11 protein-coding genes are annotated in these 18,249 nt (G+C 69.3%); all 11 read left to right on the forward strand.

Translation table 11 applies throughout. The features are described 5' to 3' along the window. The first annotated feature begins 115 nt into the window (after positions 1–115). The 11 genes from CYFUS_RS08780 (at position 116) to CYFUS_RS08835 (ending at position 18,246) form a co-directional block, all read left to right on the forward strand. Entirely contained in the window at positions 116–1,090 is a 975-nt protein-coding gene (locus CYFUS_RS08780; protein ID WP_095984814.1) for a patatin-like phospholipase family protein, read from the forward strand. Between the two features lie 941 nt (positions 1,091–2,031). Further along, on the forward strand, positions 2,032–2,502 hold the full coding sequence (locus CYFUS_RS08790; protein WP_095984815.1) for an Imm26 family immunity protein: 471 nt from the start codon (positions 2,032–2,034) through the stop codon (positions 2,500–2,502). 101 nt (positions 2,503–2,603) lie between these two features. After that, on the forward strand, positions 2,604–6,224 hold the full coding sequence (locus CYFUS_RS08795) for a patatin-like phospholipase family protein (protein ID WP_095984816.1): 3,621 nt from the start codon (positions 2,604–2,606) through the stop codon (positions 6,222–6,224). 371 nt (positions 6,225–6,595) lie between these two features. Next, positions 6,596–7,204: a YfiR family protein gene (locus tag CYFUS_RS08800; protein ID WP_157758343.1), complete on the forward strand. Its 609-nt coding sequence runs from the start codon at positions 6,596–6,598 to the stop codon at positions 7,202–7,204. Further along, a complete protein-coding gene (locus tag CYFUS_RS08805) occupies positions 7,201–9,141 on the forward strand; it encodes an ATP-binding protein (protein ID WP_095984818.1) in 1,941 nt (646 codons plus the stop codon). The genes CYFUS_RS08800 and CYFUS_RS08805 overlap by 4 nt, the downstream gene beginning before the upstream one ends. 6 nt (positions 9,142–9,147) lie before the next feature. After that, positions 9,148–11,352: a TonB-dependent receptor gene (locus CYFUS_RS08810; RefSeq protein ID WP_095984819.1), complete on the forward strand. Its 2,205-nt coding sequence runs from the start codon at positions 9,148–9,150 to the stop codon at positions 11,350–11,352. 100 nt (positions 11,353–11,452) lie between these two features. Then, positions 11,453–12,727 (forward strand): chloride channel protein, encoded by a 1,275-nt coding sequence (locus CYFUS_RS08815; RefSeq protein WP_095984820.1) that lies wholly within the window; start codon positions 11,453–11,455, stop codon positions 12,725–12,727. 255 nt (positions 12,728–12,982) lie between these two features. Beyond that, positions 12,983–14,584, forward strand: a complete 1,602-nt coding sequence (locus tag CYFUS_RS08820) for a tetratricopeptide repeat protein (RefSeq protein WP_095984821.1) — start codon at positions 12,983–12,985, stop codon at positions 14,582–14,584. A gap of 134 nt (positions 14,585–14,718) precedes the next feature. Then, the gene (locus CYFUS_RS08825) at positions 14,719–15,735 is read left to right on the forward strand and encodes an MBL fold metallo-hydrolase (protein WP_095984822.1); all 1,017 of its coding nucleotides are present in this window, start codon (positions 14,719–14,721) and stop codon (positions 15,733–15,735) included. Then, positions 15,732–17,087, forward strand: a complete 1,356-nt coding sequence (locus CYFUS_RS08830; RefSeq protein WP_095984823.1) for an amidohydrolase — start codon at positions 15,732–15,734, stop codon at positions 17,085–17,087. The genes CYFUS_RS08825 and CYFUS_RS08830 overlap by 4 nt, the downstream gene beginning before the upstream one ends. Before the next feature lie 7 nt (positions 17,088–17,094). Further along, complete coding sequence (locus CYFUS_RS08835; protein WP_095984824.1) at positions 17,095–18,246, forward strand: hypothetical protein; 1,152 nt, start codon at positions 17,095–17,097, stop codon at positions 18,244–18,246. The last annotated feature ends 3 nt before the right edge of the window (positions 18,247–18,249 follow it).

The following is an 18,249-nucleotide window of genomic DNA, read 5'->3' on the forward strand; positions in this document are numbered from 1 at the left end:
CGCTGATGTTCAGGCGTGGTGGCCTCTCGAGGCGGGGTGACCGTCCGGAGCCGTAAGCTCTCCGGCCCTTCGGGACACTCGGCCCGGGTCCTTGGGACGCCTACCGTGACACTTCATGGATGGTTCCCCAGCTCCCCTCGAGGACGATGCCTCGCGGCTCGATCGTCTCCTGGCGCATGAAGGGCAATACCTGGACGAGGCTCGCCGCCTGGCGCAGCGGGACCCTTCCTCGGACGGAGCCTCGGCCCCCGCGGATCCCGGCATCACCGCTCCACGGCGTGACCTGTGCGGGCTCGCCTTGTCCGGAGGCGGCATCCGCAGCGCGACCTTCAACCTGGGTCTGCTTCAATGCCTGCAACAAATGGGACTGCTGGAGATGTTCGACTACGTCTCCACCGTCTCGGGCGGAGGGTACATCGGGGGCTTCTGGACGGCGTGGCGTCACTACCACCTGAAGGAGCCCTCCGCCGGGAACACGGTCGCGCTCTTCCCCATGAGCCAGGAGCAGGGCGCTCGCGGAGCACGCTTCGCGGAGGTGCGTCACCTGCGAGAGTTCAGCAACTTCCTGAACCCCCGGTTGGGGCTGCTGAGTCTCGACACGGGCCGGATGTTCGTCGCGGCCCTGAGCGCCGTCCTTCCCTCCCTCCTCGCGGCGTTCTCCTTCCTCGTCCTGGTGCTGCTGCTCTGGCTGCTGCTCGCCTGGCTGTTGCTGCTCGGCTGGGAGGGCTCGCCTCCGTGGGTGGCGCGGGCCGTCTCGTATGCCCTGATGATCGGAGTCACTTGTGGGGCGCTGTTCACCTGGGAGCTGCTCCTGTTCCGGCAGGACAACCGGGTGAGGCTCAACCGCGGCCGCCCGGGCGCGAATCCCGACGAGGAGGTCCAGGAGCGCGAGGGCCGCAGGTTCGGCTACTACCTCAACGCCTCGGTGTTGGCGGTGGGCACCGTGCTCTTCTTCTGGCAATGGCTCGTCCACGCCCACCCCGCGAACGCTCAGGCCTTCCACTCCGTGTGGTGGCCCGTCACGGAGGACGCTCCTCCCTGGCCAGAAATGGTGTCAGACGATTCGTCGCTTCTCGGGCTGCGGCGCTGAGGGATCGCGTCGCAGTGCAGCCTCGCCTCGCCGCGTACCTGCGCTCCGAACGTCGCCTGCCCTTCAACGAGCACGGCATCTTTCGCCATTACCCGGAGCAGCCGGCCGCAAGTGGTCCGCCCGGAGGCGGTTCCGGGCCACTCGCCTGACACTCCAGTGGCTATACGCTGGGCACCGGGATGGCTCGGCAGTGGCCGCTCCATCCCCGGCACCGCGGCGCCTCCCACCTCGCGCCGGCGCGCGGCCTCTTCGCTCCGGCGGTGCAGGCCTTTCAGCGTCTTCCTCTGCACCATCAGGTGGGGAGGGTGATGAGGCTGGGGCTGAAAGGCCCCGCCTGCCGCGGGCTCATGCGGATGCGCACGAGCAGGCGGATCCCCTGAGGTACTGGTAATGTCGAATGGGGCCCTTGTGCGGGGGGCCACCTCCAGGAGTCGTTGTATGCTATGTCGGCTGGCGCTGCTGTCCTTCCTGTTTCTTGTGGGGTGTAGCGGCGCCACGCAAGCAGTCCGCCCCGCCCCCCTCCAGCAGAGGTTCTGCGTCTACGTACCGCACCGTGAGGCCTCGGTTGCACGGGCTGAAGGCGACGGCGGCCAGGCCGCCGTGCTTGCGCCGGGGGGGCGGGCAGTGGGTTCACCCGCAGTGCCGCTCACCCCACCTCCGCCCCCGTCGCCGCTGCGAGGGGTTGCTGGCTTGACGTGTTCGACGTCGGAGCCGCCATCAACTATGAGCAGAGGTATGATGATCCACCCTATTGGCGGATCCGAGGAAGAGAGCAGCAGTTGATCGATTTCCATGGAGGCGCCCAATCCGACACCGGCAAGCCCTATCGAACCGAGAATGTCGTGCGCGCCGTGGCGAAAGACAACCCGCGGAGCCAACGATTCCACGACGCCGCCACCATGCGCTGGGGTCAACTCCACCCCTACACAGGACACTAAGGGATGAAATCCAAGTACAAACCAGGGTCGTTCTTGAGGATTCCGTTGCCTGATGGTTCATTCGGCCATGCGAGGACGCTCGATCCACCGTTCGATGCCTTCTACGACTACAGAACCACCACTCCAGAGTCGGATCTGGGCAGAATCGCATCAAAGCCAATCCTCTTCAGGATAGTCGTTCGCAGCCCCTACCCGGACTCATGGGCGTTCATCGGGTGGAGAGCGCTTGAAGAGCGTTTCACTCAACCTATCGTCCAATACAGGCAAGAAGTGGGACCCTTCGGCCGCTGCACGATTTTCGACACCCTCGGCAATGTGAGAGATGCGGAGCCTCACGAGTGCATAGGGCTTGAGCCCTCGGCGGTTTGGGATCCACATGGAGTCGAGAAGCGCTTGCTGGATGCGTTCATGGAGCGGCCCAACGCCGCGTTGGAGCGGATGAAAGCAGAGCTGCGAGACAGGATGCTGAAATGACGGCCTCAGACGCTGAGGCGGGGTGACCGTCCGGAGCCGTAAGCTCTCCGGCCCTTCGGGACACTCGGCCCGGGTCCTTGGGACGCCTACCGTGACACTTCATGGATGGTTCCCCAGCTCCCCTCGAGGACGATGCCTCGCGGCTCGACCGTCTCCTGGCGCATGAAGGGCAATACCTGGACGAGGCTCGCCGCCTGGCGCAGCGGGACCCTTCCTCGGACGGAGCCCCGGCCCCCGCGGAGCCCGACATCACCGCTCCACGGCGTGACCTGTGCGGGCTCGCCTTGTCCGGAGGCGGCATCCGCAGCGCGACCTTCAACCTGGGTCTGTTGCAATGCCTGCAACAAATGGGACTGCTGGAGATGTTCGACTACGTCTCCACCGTCTCGGGCGGAGGGTACATCGGGGGCTTCTGGACGGCGTGGCGTCACTACCACCTGAAGGAGCCCTCCGCCGGGAACACGGTCGCGCTCTTCCCCATGAGCCAGGAGCAGGGCGCTCGCGGAGCACGCTTCGCGGAGGTGCGTCACCTGCGGGAGTTCAGCAACTTCCTGAACCCCCGGTTGGGGCTGCTGAGTCTCGACACGGGCCGGATGTTCGTCGCGGCCCTGAGCGCCGTCCTTCCCTCCCTCCTCGCGGCGTTCTCCTTCCTCGTCCTGGTGCTGCTGCTCTGGCTGCTGCTCGCCTGGCTGTTGCTGCTCGGCTGGGAGGGCTCGCCTCCGTGGGTGGCGCGGGCCGTCTCGTATGCCCTGATGATCGGAGTCACCTGTGGGGCGCTGTTCACCTGGGAACTGCTCCTGTTCCGGCAGGACAACCGGGTGAGGCTCAACCGCGGCCGCCCGGGCGCGAATCCCGACGAGGAGGTCCAGGAGCGCGAGGGCCGCAGGTTCGGCTACTACCTCAACGCCTCGGTGTTGGCGGTGGGCACCGTGCTCTTCTTCTGGCAATGGCTCGTCCACGCCCACCCCGCGAACGCTCAGGCCTTCCACTCCGTGTGGTGGCCCGTCACGGAGGACGCTCCTCCCTGGCGGGAGCGGCTCCATGTGTTCGACCCCGCCATCGCCTGGGTGGGGGCGGCCGGCGCCCTCGTGCTGCTGCGATGGCTGAGCTCCCGGTTCGCCACGGCCTGGATGCAGCGGACGGAGCGGGCCGCGATGAGCCGGGTCATCAGCCGGCTGCTGCTCCTGGCGAGCTTCTGGTCGGTCCTCTCGTGCTTCTGGCTGGCCGGGATGTTCTTCCTGACGTCGAACCTGATGGAGATCTACTCCCTGTTGCAGACGGGAGTGGTGGCCACCGTGATGGTGCTCTCGGCCGCCTTCGCCAGGCTGCAACAGCTCTTCAGTCGCCGGGCGACCCGGCCGGTCAGCCCCACCGCGAGCAGTCGCCTCCGCTCGTACCTGCCCCAGCTCCTGGCGTACACCGTCCTGGCGTTGAGCTTCCTCGGCGCGGTGATGCTCGTGCTCCGGGCGATGAACCAGGCGTGGTTGCCCCATCTCGTGGGGACAGTCATTGCCCTGACCGGGCTCACCCTGCTGCTCTTCGATGCCAACTCCGTGGGGCTGCACGCCTTCTACCGGGACCGCATCGCGCGCACCTTCATCGGCGCGGCCCATGGGCAGGGACCCGGTCAGACCGAGCTCCACTCCCTGGATGACTTCTCGCTCGATCGACTCAAGCCCCAGCCCGGGCCGCTCCACCTCATCTGCTGCGCGGCCAATGATCTCGCGTCGATAGATCCCATGGCCAATCTCTACCGGGGCGCGGACAGCGCGGTGCTCTCGAGCGTGGGCTTCTCGGTGGGCCCCGAATGGAAGAGCTGGGAGAAGATCCGCCAGGAAGGTGGTACCGCGCCCACGCTCGCCTCGGCCATGACCGCCTCCGCGGCGGCCTTCAATTCCCACATGGGCTCCATGTCCATGCGGCTGGGTCCGGCCGTCACCTTCCTCATGACCGCCTTCAACCTCCGGTTGGGGCTGTGGTGGCCCCACCCGACCCGGGCCCGGCGGCGTTGGTACGAGCGGCTGTGTGTCGGGCTTCCCTTCTACAAGGAGCTGCTGGGTCGCTCGCGCGCCAAGGGTCGCGACGTGCTGCTCTCGGATGGTGCCCACTTCGAGAACCTGGCGCTCTACGAGCTGGTCCGCCGCAGGTGCCGGTTCATCATCGTCTCCGATTGCGGCATGGACGCGGACACCTCGTTCGATGACTTCGCCAACGTCGTGCGGCGCGTCCGCGAGGATTTCGGGGTGGAGCTGCGCATCGATTTGTCCCCCCTGCGTCCGGACGGCGACACGGGCCTGTCGCGTCGCACCGTCGTCGCCGGGGACCTCGAGTACCCGGATGGCAGCAGCGGGGTGTTGCTGCTGATCAAGCCCTCGTTGCAGGGCAACGAGCCGCCGGACATCCTGCAATACAAGACACGCAACACGGCCTTCCCGCACGAGACGACCGGGGACCAGTTCTACGACGAGGCCCAGTGGGAGGCGTACCGCCGGCTGGGTGAACACACCGCGCTCACGATCTTCCGGTCCGTTCGCGGAGAGAGCGAGTCGGGGCGGATGCTCGCGACCGCGAGGCTCTTCGCCCGCGTGCGCAACGAATGGCTGCCCGTACCCTCCGGCTACGAGGAGCGCTTCCCGCGCTTCGTGGAGCGGGCCACCGCGTTGGATCAACTGCTGGAAGGCGCGGGTGCCCGGAAGCTGTTCCGGGAGATCTTCAAGGAGATCACCGAGCTGGATCGTCAGGCCAAGACGAGCCCCCCACCGCAGGTCTCCGACGCGCACTCCCTGGTGATCGAGGCTGGTTCGAAGCCCACGCCCCAGGAGCTGACCGACGCGCTCCACATGATCCGGCGCGCGCTGCTCTTCATGGAGGAGGTCTTCCTCACCGAGCAGTTGGCCGCCCATTACAACCACCCGGCCTACCGGGGCGTCGTGAACTACTTCGCGCGCTGGGGCTATGCGCCGCTCTTGCGGACGTGGTGGCCCCTGCTCAAGACACTGCACTCCCCTCGCTTCACCCATTTCCTCGAGGAGCGCTTCAGCCTGCCCACCGTGGAGCACAAGGATGTCGGGCAGCTCGGCGGCAGGGAGGAGGGCTTCGCGATGTCCTGCTGGGTGGCGCAGGGAGGACGCAAGCCCAGGCCCCATGAGCACCTGCTCTCGTACATCCTCCATCTGCCCCACGGGGGACGCCCCGAGTACCCCATCCAGGCCGCGCAGCTCATCGTGCGCACCCACCAGGACCGCGAGGGCGAGGCGCGGCCGCTGCTCTGGTCCGGGGGTGGGAAACCCGAGAGGCGGGTGGTGCTGTGGCAGGGCGATGACTTCTACGTGCCACCCGGGTTGTGGGGCGCGGGCATCGGCGAGGACTTCTTGCGGTTGATCACCGAGGACCCGCTCATGCCGGGCATCGTGGAGCCGGGGAGCGTGCTGGCGGTGCGGCTCCAGGTGGATCGCGAGGCCTCGGCCGCCCGGCGCAAGCGGTGGGCGGATGAGCTTCACCTCTACCACGCGGAAGGGTTCACGCAGCCCGACCCCGCGCTGAAGCAGTGGCTCGCCGACCTGGAGCCGGAGCTCGACCAGGATGCCGCCATGCCGTGGGCCAAGAAGAAGAGCGAGTACTGGAAGTCGCTCTGGTTGACGCGGCTCTACCAGCCCACCCCGGAGGCCACGGCGCGGCGCGAGGAGTCGTTCGAGGCGGAGTCCACGCCGGGTTTGCACTGAGGGCGGCGCTCGATGCGGCACTCCTTCACGCCGCGGCCCTCGACGGCCGTCACCTCGTGGTGGGCCGCTCCGCCATGCGCGGCGGAATGATTGACCCCCAGCACAATCGCCAGAGGGCCATGTCAGACAATGTGGAGGGTAGGTGAAACGGCGAGCGGTCGGCCGCCTGATCGTGGAAAACGATATCTCTCGTGCCAGAGACCGATGGACCCACGTTTCATCACTTGTCGTTGATTCCGGAATGCAACAGCGCGGGCCGCCGGGCTCACGCCCTCCGTGATCCCTCGTGAGACATTGAGTAGCAATCACTGGGCTTGCCCTCGGGGGGGAGCATGCATCGCGAGTGGGAGTCATCGGGCACGAAGTCTGGGATGGGCCGCCGCCGGAGCAGCCCCGGCGCGTGGCTGACGGCCCTGGGGCTGATGTTCGTGCTGCTCTTCAGCCAGGCCCCGCGCGCGGAGGGACTGCCGCCCAACCTGCGCGCCTCGCTGCTGGTGCGAATCCTCGCCTATGACCGGCGGATGGGGGTGCGGCCTCCGCCCCTGACCATCGCCGTCCTCTATCGCGAGGGCAATGCGGATTCGGAAGGCCAGGGCCAGGAGTTCACCCGTGCACTGGAGCTGGCCTCACGGGGCAGGAGTGTGTTGGGCCGGCCGGTGCGGATCGTCCGCGTGGGCTTCCGTGATCCGACGCAACTGAGGGATGACCTGTCCCAGGCACGCGTGGTGGCGCTCTACGCGTGCGAGGGACTCGAGGCCGACACGACGAGCATCGCCCGGGTGACGCGGCAGTTGTCCATCCTCTCCTTCGCCGGCAGCAGGACCGAGCTGGAGCAGGGTCTGGCCATCGGGCTCGGCCGGCAGGGCAACTCGCCCATCATCCTCATCCAGCTCGCGGCGGCTCGCGCGGAGGGCGCGGACCTCGATGCCGGACTGCTCAGCCTCTCCCAACTCGTCGAACCCGCCCGGAGCACACCATGATCCTCCAGCTTCGTCCTTCCTCCCTGAGGGCCCGGTTGGTCACCCTGGTGGTGCTGCTCTTCGCGGCCTTCTCCATCTTCTTCCTGCTCTTCTTCCCCGCGCGGATGAATGATCAGGCGCGGCGGGGGATGCTCGATCGGACGCTGGGAATCGCCCGGCTGCTGGCCAGCGCCACCGAGCCCGCGCTCGACTTCGGGGACGCGGCCAACGGGCAGCGTCACCTGGAGACCCTCGCCTCCAGCCAGGAGGCGCTCTTCGGCCTGCTGTTGCGCGAGGACGGCACGCCCCTGGCCGCGTGGCACCCCGAGCGCGTGCCGAAGGACTCCCTGGACGATCCCCGGGAGTCTTTCATCCTGGGGGACGAGGTGTTCGCGCGGGTCGACATCCACACGCGCGGGGGCCAGCGGGGCATGCTGCTCTTGGGCTTCAACCTCGCCCGTCTCCAGCAGGAGAGCCTGCGGACGCAACAGCTCGCCGCGGGCATCTCCACGCTCATCCTCGCCAGCGGTGTGCTGGCCGCCTTCGTGGTGGGCACGCTGGTGGTGAGGCCGCTCAAGCGTGTCACCCGCGTGGCCCTGCGCATCTCCGAGGGCGAGCACGAGGCCCGGGATGAGCTGGACCTCTCCCGGCACGATGAGATGGGCACCCTGGCCGCGGCGTTCTCGCGCATGTTGGACCGGCTGTACGAGCAGCGCGCCCTCATCGAGTCCCAGGTGCGCGAGCTGCGCAGCGCGCAGGATCAGCTCATCGTCGCCGACCGGCGCACCTCCCTGGGCACGCTCGCCGCGGGCGTGGCGCACGAAATCAACAACCCGCTCGCCTACGTCACCGCCAACATCCAGTTCGCGCTCCGGGAGATTCCCCAACTGCGCCGCTTCTCCCGCCAGGGCACTCCGGATGATCAGCCCTGCCCGCAGGAGGAGGAGTGGAGCGAGGTGTTCAGCGCCCTGTCCGAGGCGCGCGAGGGCTGCGGGCGCGTGCAGCACATCGTCCAGAGCCTCAAGTCCTTCTCGGCCGGGGATGATGGCAAGCGCGAGCCCACGGAGCTGCGGCGCACGCTCGAGAGCGCCATCAACATGGCCAGCAACGAGATCCGTCACCGGGCCCGGCTGGTGCGCGACTTCCAGGCCGTCCCCTTCGTCGAGGCCAACGAGGTGCGGCTCGCCCAGGTCTTCCTCAACCTGCTCATCAACGCCGCGCATGCCATCGAGGCGGGCGCCTCGGAGCGCAACGAGATCCGTGTCTCCACGCGCCTGGGCGAGGATGGGCGGGTGCGGGTGTCCATCACCGACACGGGCAGCGGGATGGTTCCCGAGGTGCGTGCCCGCCTCTTCACCCCCTTCTTCACCACCAAGCCGGTGGGGGTGGGGACCGGGCTCGGGTTGTCCGTCTGCCAGGGCATCATCACCAACCTGGGGGGGCGCATCGAGGTGCAGAGCGAGCCGGGACGCGGCAGCACCTTCACCGTGGTGCTCCCCGCCTGCTCCGCTTCGGTGGGCCACCGGCCCCGGGAGGAGTCCTCGCCCGGGGCGGTGCGGCGCGCGCGCATCCTGGTGGTGGATGACGAGCCCCTGGTGGGGACCGCGCTGCTCAGGGCCCTGGGCCGGGAGCACGAGGTGCTGGTGTCGACGCGCGCGCACGAGGCCTTGTTCCGTGTGCGCCAGGGTCCGCCCTTCGATCTCATCCTGTGCGATCTGATGATGCCGGAGATGAGTGGCATGGAGTTCTTCACGGAGCTCCAGCGCACCAACCCCGAGCAGGCTCGAGGGGTGCTCTTCATCACCGGGGGCGCCTTCACCGAGGTGACGCGCGCCTTCATCGAGAAGCACCAGGAGCGGGCACTGGACAAGCCCATCGACATGCGCGCCCTGCGCGAGCGGCTGCGCGCCCTGGTCGAGTCTCCCGCCCTCCACTCCCACCCCACCGTCTCGGGTTGAACCCCCATGCCTCGTTCGTCCCCCCTCGCTTCCCGTGGCCGCGGGATGCTCCTCCTGGCCGCCTTCCTGTGCTCCACTTCCGCCCTCGCGCACGAGGTCCCCGAAGAGGAGGAGGCCCCACCGGAGTGGACCCAATCCCTCACCCTGGAGGAGTTGCTGCGGGTGGAGCTGTCCACTCCCTCCAAACGTCTCCAGCAGGCGAGGGAGGCTCCCGGCATGGCCTCGGTGGTGACGCGCGAGCAGATGCGCCGCTTCGGCTGGGAGACGATCGACGAGCTCCTCTTCAGCCAGCCCGGCTTCTTTCCCTCGCATGACTTCGAGCGCACCACGGTGGGCGCCCGTGGCCTCTGGGAGGGGTGGAACAACAACCACCTGCTGCTGCTGCTGGATGGCGTTCCCATGAACGACAGCGACCTGGCCACCGCGTTCACCTGGGAGATCACCCCGCTCTTCCTGGTCAAGAGCGTGGAGATCCTCCGGGGCCCCGCCTCTGCCCTGTATGGCTCCAGCGCCATCCATGGCGTCATCGCCCTCAACACGCTCTCCTCGTCCCATACCCTGGAGGATGACGAGCGGCTGGAGATCAACAACGAGGCCCGGTTGCGCGTCGGCAACCTGGGCACGGCGGTGGTGGACGCGGTGGCGGTCACCCGCTCCCGGCACCTCTCCGCGGTGGTTGGCTTCCAACACCAGCACACGGATGGGTTCTCCTATCTCTCCCATGACGGCTCGAGACGCACCGATGCCACGGGAGCGCTCCAGCGCTTTCTCGTGAACGATCGCCGCGACAACTCGTACCTCTTCGTCAAGCTGGAGCCCTCGCGTGTCTTGCGCGGCCTGTCCCTGCAGTACCACCTGCAGGACTGGAACCACGGCACCGGCCACGGTTGGCGCCAGTGGGTGCCCGATATCGACGGCCCCATGCGGGACCGGCGGCACATCGCCGTGGCCAGCTACCGCTCGCGGCCGGGCAGCCCGTTGGCGCAGGAGTACGTCTTCAAGTACCAGCGGCGCGAGTACGACAGCCACGTGCGCTTCTATCCGAGCGGCGCCGAGGACGGGCGCTACCCCTATGGAGTGACCGAGGTGCTCGAGACGGCGCTGGACGAACTCTTCGGGCGCGCCCAGCTCTCGGGCTCCCTGGGCGAGGGGCTCAGCCTGCTGGGCGGCGTGGAGTACTCCGCCACGCTGTATGGCGGGGACTCCGTGCACTACGCCACCGCCGACCTCTCCGACGAGTCGCCTTTCCCTCCCCCGGCTCCGGTGCGGCTCGGTCCCCTCTACGAGTCCATCCTCGGTGAGCCCCTGAGCAACGTGGGGGCCTATACCCAGCTCGCCTGGAACCGGTTGCTGTCGCTTCCCCTGTCACTGACCATGGGGCTGCGCTACGACTTGAAGTTCTTCCACTACCGCGACCTCGCGCAGCCCGGAACACCCAGCCGCTTCAAGTCCTATGAGCAGCTCAGCCCGCGGGTCGCGTTGGTGTTCACACCGAGTCCCGTGTTCAGCCTCAAGTTCCAGGGCGGCCGGGCCTTCCGGGCTCCCTCGCCCGGAGAGATCCTCGGTTCCAACACCTGGATACTGGACGCCAACGTCGAGAGGATGCGCCCCGAGCAGGTCACCACCTTCGAGCTCGACGCCGACTGGAGCATCAGCCAGCACCTGAGCTGGCGCAGCACCTTGTTCCACTCGCGCTACGAGAACCTCATCGCCTTCTCCGCCGGGAACGTGATGGACAACCTCCTGTCCCAGACGAACGTGGGCGTGGAGTCCGAGTTCCTGGTGGAGGTGGACCTGGGAGGGATGGGCCGCCTGTCGGCCTTCGGCAACTACACCTACGTGCACCTGCTCGAGGGGGTGGGCCGGGCAGGGGACCTCGCCTGGGCGCCCGCGCATCTGGCCAAGGCGGGGGCGAGCTACCAACGCGAGCACTTCAGTCTCGCGCTCCAGGGTCGCTACCAGGGCAGCGTGCTGCGCCGCGAGGAGGACAGCGTGGAGCCCTTGTTCCGCTCCCTGCGCCCGGAGCAGGTGCCCGCCTGGTTCCGGCTCGATGCCAACGTGCGCTATCAAATCACCTCCTGGGCCGCCGCCGAGCTCAAGGTGTCCAACCTGTTGGACACGGAGAGCTACCTCGTGAGACCGCACGACTATCCCTTCGACTACCGCATGGAGGGCCGGCGCGTCTTCGTGACCCTGGAGGCCAACCTCTGAGGGCACTCGTCGGGCCCCTGGGTGCTTCGGCTCGGCATCGGGGGCGTCCTCATGGTAACGGGTGTCCCGCTGACCCTGAAACGAGGAGAGACGGCGGGAGATGAGCCTGGACAAGCGCGCACGGGCCCTGGGCCAATGGCTCGTGCTGGGCTCCCTGGTGGGCCTCGTGTGTGGTGTGGCCTCGGCGATCTTCCTCTTCCTCCTGGAAGAAGCCACGCACTGGCGCATCCGCCACGAGGTCATCGTCTACTTCCTGCCGCTGGCGGGCCTGGTCATCGGTGCCCTCTACGGCCGGTGGGGCGCGTCCATCCGAGGGGGCAACAACCTCGTCATCGACACCATGCACGAGGGGGGAGAGCGCATTCCCGCGCGCATGGCCCCCATGGTGTTGCTGGGCACGGTGCTCACCCACCTCTTTGGCGGTAGCGCGGGCCGCGAGGGCACCGCCGTGCAGATGGGCGCGAGTCTCGCCGACGGCGTGGCCCACCGCCTCCAGGTCTCGCCCGTGACGCGCCGGCAATTGCTCGCCGCCGGAATCGCCGGAGGCTTCGGCTCCGTCTTCGGCACCCCCATCGCGGGCACCGTCTTCGGCCTCGAGGTCGTCAGCGTGGGCCGCCTCAACTACGAGGCGCTCGTCCCCGCGCTGGTGGCCGCCCTGGTGGGCGACTTCGTCACGCGCTCGCTGGGCATCCGCCACACGGTCTACCCGGCGGCGTCCTCCCTCGCGCTCTCGCCGGGCGTCATGGGCAAGTGGCTCGTCTTTGGCGCGGCGGTGGCGGTGGTGGCCGTGGTGTTCGTGGAGGGTGTGCACTTCCTCAAGAAGCGGCTGGAGAAGGTCGTCCCGTCGCTCGCGCCGCGCATGGCCCTGGGCGGCGCGCTCGTGGTGGTGCTCTGGAAGGTGGTGGGCACGAGCGACTACCTCGGCCTGAGCGTGCCCCTCATGCAGCGGGCCTTCGTGGACCCCTCGCTGCCGCCCGAGACCTTCGCCCTCAAGTTGCTCTTCACCGTCCTCACGCTCGGTACGGGTTTCCTGGGCGGCGAGGTGACGCCGCTGTTCGTCGTGGGCGCGGCGCTCGGCAATCTGCTGGCGCGCCTGCTGGGCCTGCCGTTGGAGCTGGCCGCGGGCGTGGGGCTCGCCGCGCTCTTCGGAGCCGCCGCCAACACGCCCCTGGCGCTGTCCCTCATGGCGGTGGAGTTGCTCGGCGCGGGCGTGCTGCCCCACGTGGTCATCGTCACCGTCACCGCGTACCTGCTCACGGGACAGCGGGGCATCTACCCGGCGCAGCGCATCGCCCAGCCCAAGCACGGAGGTTCGCTGCTGGAGCGGCTGCTGCCCCTGCGCGAGCTGGACGACGAGCGCTCCCGCCGGCCCTGATTCCGTCTTGCCCGAGGAAGAACGCCGCCAGCGCCAGATCGCATGCGCCCTGGCTCTCGGACAGCCCGCGCACGGTGGTGAGCAGGTCCACCGTCTTGGGGGCGCACGGGGAGTGTGGGGCGCACCGCCCATTCACATCGCCAGACGCGGCTCCCCCGGGTGCCCTCCTGCTCGCCGCTTCCGCTCCTGGCCGGGCGCTCTCCGGGGGGCGTGTTCAGGCCCCTTCGGCCCTGGCACGAGGCACCTGGAGGGTACTTGCTCGTCCCAGGCGGACACGTCACGCTCCGGCGGATGGGTCCCGAGCAGCCACCTCCCGAGCAGCCCTCCGACCCGATGCGGGACACGGAGGTGGCACCCCGGGAACTCCCGGACGGGAGCACTCCGGGAGTGGAGCGGGTACGTCTGGTGGAGCAGACCCTGGCGGATTGGCGGGAGATCATCCGCCGCGATGACGCCCTCGCCGGGGACGGCGATGCCGCCGAGTCGGTGGTCTTCCTGGCGCGGATGGGGCAGCTGCTCAAGGCGGAGGGGCGCTGGGAGGAGGCGCGCGGCTGTCACGAGGAGTTTCTCCGGCGCATGCGCGGGAGCGAGGAGCGCTGGGAGTCCGACATCGCGAGCGCGCTCCTGGAGCTGGGGGAGATCGCCGAGCAGCAGGGACGGCGGGAAGACGCCTGGGGTCATTACGAGGAGGTGGTCCATCGCTTCGGCTCGACGCAGGGGCCGCCGCCGTACGACGCGGTGCCGGCCGCGCAATACCGGATGGGCTGGCTGCTGTGCTTCCAGGGCCGGTTCGACCGGGCCCGTGCCTCCTTCAAGGAGATGATGCTGCGCTATGGCCAGGCCCCCGAGGACTGGCTGCGGGTGCAGGCCGTCCAGGCGCATCGGGGGCTGGCGCATGTCTTCCACTCGGAGGGCCGCGTGGAGGAGGCCCTGGCCAGCCTCGTCGAGCTGTCGCGGCGCCATGGTGACTCGACGGACACCGCCACGCGGGGCGTGGTGCTCCGGGCGCTCTTCGATCTCGGGTGGATGTATCAATCCTCGCGGGACGCCGCACGGGCGCGGGCCCACTACGAGGAGGTGCTGCGCGGGTGCGCCGAGCTGCCCATGTACTCGCTCGATGAGGAGATGATCGCCGACACCCACCAGGGTCTGGCGCTCCTGGACTGGAACGAGGGACGGTGGGCGGAGAGCGAGTCCCATTTCCAGGAGGCGCTGCGCCGCTATGTCGCGCTTCCCGCCCCCCGGTGCCGGGAGCAGCACTGCCGCGCGCTCACCAACCTGGGTTGGTTCTACGTGAAGCAGGATCGCTTCGAGGAGGCCCACCGGTGTCTGCACGAGGTGGTGGAGCGCTACGGGGAGTCGTCCGAGCCGACCATCCAGGAGCAGGTGGCCCGGGCGCTGCGCACGCGGGGCCATGCGCTCGGCATGCGGGGGCTCGCCGAGCAGTCCCAGGTGCTCTACGCGGAGCTGGTGCGCCGGTTCGGCGAGTCGACCGACGCGGCCGTCCTCCAGGAAGTGGCCGTGGGGCTCAACCAGGCGGGCCGGATGTGGATCGGCGAGGCCAGGCAGTGCTGGAAGCGGGGCGCCACCAGCGCCGTGGCGGACTGTCTGCGCCACGCCCAGGAGATGCTGGAGGCGTCGCTGCGGCGCGCACCGCGCGAGCCCATCGTCCGGGGCAACCTGGCCTACCTCGCCTTCCTCGAGGGCCGGTGGGAAGAGGCCCACGCGCGGCTCGAGGAGTTGGTGCGCGAGGGGGGGGAGGGGGTGCGTCAGGCCCTGCTCGACGAGGTCCGGGAGCACACCTTCTACCTGGACGAGAAGTGGTTCGAGCTCGTGCGCAAGCTCGCTCCGGGGTAGCTCGGCGCGGCGGGCTCGGGAGGCCGGTGAGCCCCTGGCTGGGACTTCACGTCCGGGCCCGCTTGCACCCGGGGTTTCTCCCGGGCCGGGTTTGGGGCGCGCACGGGCGTTGGAGGCTCGGATAGACTCCCGCCATGAATCACGAGACGAAGTTCCAGAGCCGTTCGCGCCTGTCCCTCCACCGCGCGTTGCTGTCCCTGTCACTCACTGGCGCCGCGGCCTTTTCCACGCTGTCGCCTGGGGTGGCGGACGCGGCACCGCCCGCGCAGCAGCAGAGCCAGGTGCCCGGCTACTACCGCATGCGGGTCGGGGCGTTCGAGGTCACCGCGCTCTACGACGGTTTCATCCCGATCGATCTGAAGATGTACAAGGGCGCGAGCGCCAAGGACATGGACAAGCTGTACGAGCGGATGTTCCTCCCGAACCCCGCGCTGGGTGCGGTCAATGCCTTCCTGGTGCACACGGGCGAGCAGTTGATCCTGGTGGATACCGGCACGGCCACGGCTTTCGGTCCCACCCTGGGCGCCATCCCGGGCAACCTCCGCGCCTCGGGGTACGATCCCGCGCAGGTGGACCTGGTGCTGCTGACCCACCTGCACCCGGACCATGCCCGGGGGTTGCTCACCCCCGAGGGTCAGCCCCTCTTCCCCAACGCCGTGGTGCGGGCCGCCCAGGAGGACGCGGACTACTGGCTGGATGAGAAGCGGGCCAACGAGGCGCCCGAGGCCGCCAGGCCCATGTTCCAGATGGCCCGCGAGGCGGTCGCGCCCTACGTGGCCGCGGGCCGGTTCAAGCCCTTCAAGCCGGGCGAGGTGCTGGCCACGGGCGTCTCCGTCGCTCCCGCCCCGGGACACACCCCCGGCCACAGCGGCTACCTGTTCACCTCCAAGGAGCAGAGCCTGCTGGTCTGGGGCGACATCGTGCACAACGTCGCGCTCCAGTTCCCCAGGCCCGAGATCGCCGTCGAGTTCGACGTCGACAGCCCCAAGGCGATCGCCACCCGCAAGCGGCTGTTCGCCGAGGCGGCCAAGAGCAAGCACTGGATCGCCGGTGCCCACCTGCCGTTCCCCGGCCTGGGCCATGTGCGCGCCGAGGGCAAGGGCTACACCTGGGTGCCCGCGCAGTTCGGTCCCGTCCAGTCCACCCCATGAGCACTTCCACTCCCGAGGCACGCCAGACGTGCATCCGTGACTGTCACGCCCTCGTTCCGGGCGCCAACGGCATGCTTACCCTCGCGCGCCATCAGGACATCCTGATCCAGGGCTCGCGGATCTCGGAGATCCGCCCCACCGGAGCACCGCTGGCGCCCGGGGTGGAGGTGCTCGAGGGCCAGCGGATGATCGCCATGCCCGGGCTCATCAACACCCATGCGCACGTGTCCATGGTCATCTTCCGCGGACTGGCCGAGGACGTGTCCATCGAGCGGTGGTTCAACGACTTCATCTGGCCCCTGGAGAACAACCTCACCGACGCGGACGTGTACTGGGGCGCGATGCTCGGCCTCATCGAGATGATCGAGGGCGGCATCACCACCGTGGCCGATCACTACTTCTCCATGGACGAGGTGGCCCGGGCCGTCGAGGGCGCGGGGACGCGGGCGCATCTGGGGTGGACGGCGTTCTCCAGCCGGGGCTACCAGGAACTCGCGCGGACCGCCTCCTTCGCGGAGCGCTGGAAGGGCGGAGCGGAGGGGCGCATCACCACGTGCATGGCCCCCCACGCGCCCTATACCTGCGATGACGGACTGCTGCGCGCGTGCGTGGGGCACGCCACCCGGCTCGGGGTGGGCATCCACATCCACGCCGCCGAGGACATGAACCAGACGCTCGCCAGCGTGAACCGGCGGGGCCACACGCCCATCCAGGTGCTCCAGGACACGGGCGTGCTCGGCGTGCCCACGCTCATCGCCCATGGCGGCGGCCTGCTGCCCCAGGACATCGAGACGCTCGCTCGCCACCGTGCGCACGTGGGCATCGCCCATGCGCCCAAGACGTCGCTCAAGCTGGGCATGGGCCTGGCCCCCGTGCGCGCCCTGCGCAAGGCCGGCATCCCCGTGGGGCTGGCCACCGATGGCGCCGTGAGCAGCAACACGCTCGACCTCTTCGAGGCCCTGCGCCTGCTGGCGCTCACGCAGAAGCACGACGCGCTCGACTCCGAGGTCATGCCCCTCGCCGAGGTGCTCGACATCGCCACGCGGGGCAGCGCGGCCGCGCTGGGCATGGGGGATCGGCTCGGCACGCTCGCGCCCGGCTACCAGGCCGACATCGTCCTCGTGGACACCCGTGGCACCCACTGGCAGCCGCTCCACGATCCGATGGCTGGCCTCGTCTACAGTGCCCGCGCCAGCGACGTGCACACCGTCATGGTGGATGGCCGGCTCCTCTTGCGCGACCGCCAGTTGCTCACGATCGACAAGGAGCGCGTCCTCGCCGAGGTGGCCAGCGGCATGGAGCGTCTGGCCCAGCGGGTGCCGGGCTCGCGCATCCAGCACTACCGGCCCTGAGCCGCCCATGCCCCGTCTCCTCGCTCCCTCCCAGGCGTGGCTCTTCGGCCGTGGCGTGGACCTCGCCGTCTTCGCGGGCAGCGCGCTCGTGTCGGTGGGGCTCGTGCTCGCCGCGCCGGCTTTGGGGGCGGTGGGCGAGACGCCCCCGTGGGCCTGGGTGCTGCTCGTCGTCGGCGTGGACGTGGCCCACGTCTGGTCCACGCTCCTGCGCACCTACGCGGATGGGGAGGAGCTGCGCCGCCGGCCCGCCCTCTACACGGCGGCGCCGCTCGCCGCGTATCTGCTGGGCGTGTTCGCCTGGAGCCAGTCCCCCGGTCTCTTCTGGCGCCTCTTCGCGTACACCGCCCTGTTCCACTTCATCCGCCAGCAGTACGGCTGGGTGGCCCTCTACGGGCGCAAGGCCCGTGCCTCCTCCACCGAGCGCGCCCTCGATGCCGCCGCCATCTACGCCGCCACGCTCGGCCCCGTGGTGTGGTGGCACGCCCACCTGCCTCGCGCCTTCTGGTGGTTCGTCGAGGAGGACTTCATCGCCGGGCTTCCCGCCTGGGTGGGGACCGCGGCGCTCGTCGTGCAGGGTGGGGTGCTCGCCACGTGGGCGGGCTTCCAGGGAGCGCGGGCCCTGCGCGGCGAGGGGCTCCAGGTAGGCAAGGTGCTGCTCGTGCTCGCCACGGCGGTGACGTGGTTCGGGGGCATCGTGCTCGCCCGGGACGACTTCTCCTTCACGGTGATGAACGTCCTGCTGCACGGGGTGCCCTACTTCGCGCTGCTGCTGCGCTACGCGCGGGGCCGGCTCGCGGAAGGGGGCTATGGCGTGCTCGCCCCCGTGGTGCGCGCCGGAGCCCCCGCGGTGCTGGGCGTGCTGGTCGTGCTCGCCCTGGGCGAGGAGGGGCTCTGGGACTGGCTCGTGTGGCACGAGCGGCCCCGGCTCTTCGGCGAGGCGGGCCTCTTGCTGCCCGCGGACGTGCTGGCGCTCGTGGTGCCCCTGCTCGCGCTGCCCCAGGCCACGCACTACCTGCTGGACGCGTTCATCTGGAAGCCGGGCCGCGAGCCGGCCCTCCTCGTGCGGCTGGGCTGGGCCCCCCGGGGCGCGGCGGCTGAAGGTTCTAAAGCAGGCACCTCGCGAGATTCCCCGGTGACCCATGCGCGCCCGTCCAGCTAGAGA

This window comes from Cystobacter fuscus (assembly GCF_002305875.1).
Lineage (GTDB): Bacteria > Myxococcota > Myxococcia > Myxococcales > Myxococcaceae > Cystobacter > Cystobacter fuscus_A.